This window comes from Methanospirillum sp., from assembly GCF_035406105.1.
Classification (GTDB): Archaea; Halobacteriota; Methanomicrobia; order Methanomicrobiales; family Methanospirillaceae; genus Methanospirillum.
This window is the reverse complement of sequence record NZ_DAONKG010000273.1, coordinates 1-2,820: the sequence shown is the minus strand read 5'-3', so window position 1 is coordinate 2,820 and position 2,820 is coordinate 1. Positions and strand designations below refer to the sequence as shown.

General features: G+C 43.1%; 2 protein-coding genes. Both read left to right on the top strand.

Annotation, left to right across the window (positions count from 1 at the left end; translation table 11 throughout):
- The first annotated feature begins 114 nt into the window (after positions 1 to 114).
- The gene (locus PLA23_RS12250; RefSeq protein WP_324330827.1) at positions 115 to 810 is read left to right on the top strand and encodes a hypothetical protein; all 696 of its coding nucleotides are present in this window, start codon (positions 115 to 117) and stop codon (positions 808 to 810) included.
- Complete coding sequence (locus tag PLA23_RS12245; RefSeq protein WP_324475363.1) at positions 807 to 2,819, top strand: P-loop NTPase fold protein; 2,013 nt, start codon at positions 807 to 809, stop codon at positions 2,817 to 2,819. Before PLA23_RS12250 ends, PLA23_RS12245 begins: the two co-directional genes overlap by 4 nt.
- The last annotated feature ends 1 nt before the right edge of the window (position 2,820 follow it).

Here is a 2,820-nt window from a genome sequence, read left to right as displayed (position 1 = left end):
GCGATCCTGAATATGCGGTTTTTGGCTGACCTCATAAGGTCTGAACGAACGGGGGATGATAATGAACAAAAACAAAACAGAATCAATTAATGCTCTGTACAACCAGAAACAAGTATGGACCCGGTGTTCACTGACATCCTGGAACGGATCTTTGACAAACAAAAAAAGGATTTTATATCGTTCTCTTCCTTAAAAAAAACATTACCGGCATCGGCACGTTCTATCCTTCATATTGATGTGAAAAAAGCAACCCTCAAAGACCTGGAGGCACATATCACCCCATATCTCCCACCCGGCTACTCTGTTACCAAAAAAGGAAATGTCAGATATCTGCTTCGAAGACCACTTTCGGATATTCTGGTATCATATCTCAAAAACAATCCGGATTGTACCCTGAATCAGGCGAAAAACAAACTTCCATTCCAGCCAAAGGTACTGGTCGAAACCATAAATGATCTCGTCGGACAGGACATTATCCGATTACTGATTATTCAGCAGACAAAAACATTTGGAATTAAATGTAAAGTTATTACGAAAGATATCACTGCCGAATCTCATTCAAAAGAGGATTTCATACAGGCGATTCATACGGTTCTGAACGGAAAACCGTATGTGAAGATTTTTGAACTTCGCCGGTTCCTTTCCTGGCCTGCTTACGAATTTGATGCAATGCTTCAGTCACTATGGAATGCCGGGGTCATTGAATTACAGGTCAGTGATCCCTCACTTCTGACTGACGACGAACAGCGGGATTGTTACCGGGATAAGACAAACACTCTCAGGGTTCTGCTATTCTGGAGGGGAGAATGAGCTTTGCATGTAAGATATTAAAAGAAAACAACCCATTTCACTCAAACTCTCATCCTGACCCGTGGGTACCAAATTTTCCGAATATCACCTCCCTCAATGGAGACGTCTTTGATTCCATCATCAGAATAATCGGACATAATAAAACCCATCCGCATGAACCGATAGGGGTTCTGGTTAACGGTGAATCAGGATCAGGAAAGACACACATGATCGCACGGATACGTGAGTATTGTGAACATTCCGGCTTTGATGTGAAATTTGCCGCGATAAAACCAATCATAGATTATCAGGCACCATTACGAAGAGTATTAAAAGGAATCATCACAAATCTTGCTCATCCAACAGGCAATTCCCCTCATGATACCCAGATACACGGACTGGTCTTCTCTCTCATCTGGGATTTTTATACGCATAACCCGGATACCCAGACAGCGATTGAGAAATCAGAAAAAGACCGTACGCGGTTTTTTTCTGTTCTTTATCAGAACAAAGAGATACTAACAGATTTCTTTAGGAGAGTTCAGTCATGGATCCTCGCAGAGATTCCCGGATTAAACAAAATATTTGTACAGCTTCTCTTCGCGTTTTGTCATCCGGATCTTCAGCAGATTGCGTATATGCGTCTTATGGGAGAGATCTGTGATCCTGACGATGCTCGTGCACTCCATATCCCCTATCAGGAGCCATCAGACCCTGCCATGGAAGACGAAGCAAGAGATTTTCTGATATCGCTGGGTCTGATTCTCTCACGGTATGGTCAAAACCTCATTGTCTGTTTTGATCAACTGGAAAACCTGACAAATCAGGATTTAATAAAGGCATTTGACCGGATAATCTTTACCCTCATAAACGATTGTATATCAATTATTCCCTTAACCTTTACCCGGACACTCTTTTGGGATGAAAAACTCTATCCAAATCTCGATCCTTCAAGCAGGGAACGAATTGGGATGAACCAGTTTTATTTACGGGGATGCACGGATCAGGAGATCGAAGATATCATCAGGACCAGAATCCAGAGTATTCTGACAGAAAATTGGGAAACTCCATATAACTGGCTTATTACCGGGATAAAAAAGACGATTAATAAAAATCCATCCCCACGAGAGGTGATCAGATGTGCCAATGCAATCATTCTCACATGCGACTCCTCAGCACCTGTAATTCCTCAGTTGTCTCCAATGGAGATTATTCATGCTGCATATACGAATGAGCGGGATCTTATTCTCTCTGACCTTGATTCATGGCCGCCTGATTATGAAGAACTGACCGAGGCGATACATCTCTATCTGACATCACGCAGGTACGATATCAGGTATACGAAACCGGGACGAAAATCAATACTGCAAGTACATGACGGGAAATCCGGATGCTGCATTATAATCAATACGAACCAGAATCATAGCGCCATAGGATCAGCATTTGCAAAAGGGACCCGGTATTTAACAGGACATCCAGGGGCGACCTGTCTCTATCTGACTGATCCACGGTGTATCGTAACAAAACAAAACTGGAAACCTACGAACCAGAAAAAGGATGAATTCATCGCCGCCGGAGGAAAGATACTTCAACCGTCCACGAGTGATATCGCCCGGTTTTATGCGTTATATTCGCTCTCATGTAAGATTGTGGAGGGGGATATTCAGATTGATACTGGCACCGGAATACGATCGGCTACCTCTGAGGAACTGATCGCATATATCCGCGATGAAACACTGTTTCCCCCTTTATTCAGGATAGAAAAAGACAAGGAACCGCCAGCAAAAAAGAGACCATATTATACAGATGAGCAGATCCATGACACACTCTGTCAGATTCTCACCAAAAAACCGATGCACATCATGGCTGTGAATACCTTATCAGAAGAAGTCATACGAAAAGGTCTGTCAATAACCTCTGATGATCTGATTATCTGGTGCGGGAAGCATGCAGATTCCTTTGGAATCATCCAGTCACAGCAGGGGTCCATGATCATCTTCCGGGGGAGTTCTCATCCATGCTCACCGTAAC

Coding starts and splice junctions, on each gene's coding strand:
- PLA23_RS12245 (WP_324475363.1), top strand. CDS start 807: ATGAGCTTTGCATGTAAGATATTAAAAGAAAACAACCCATTTCACTCA.
- PLA23_RS12250 (WP_324330827.1), top strand. CDS start 115: ATGGACCCGGTGTTCACTGACATCCTGGAACGGATCTTTGACAAACAA.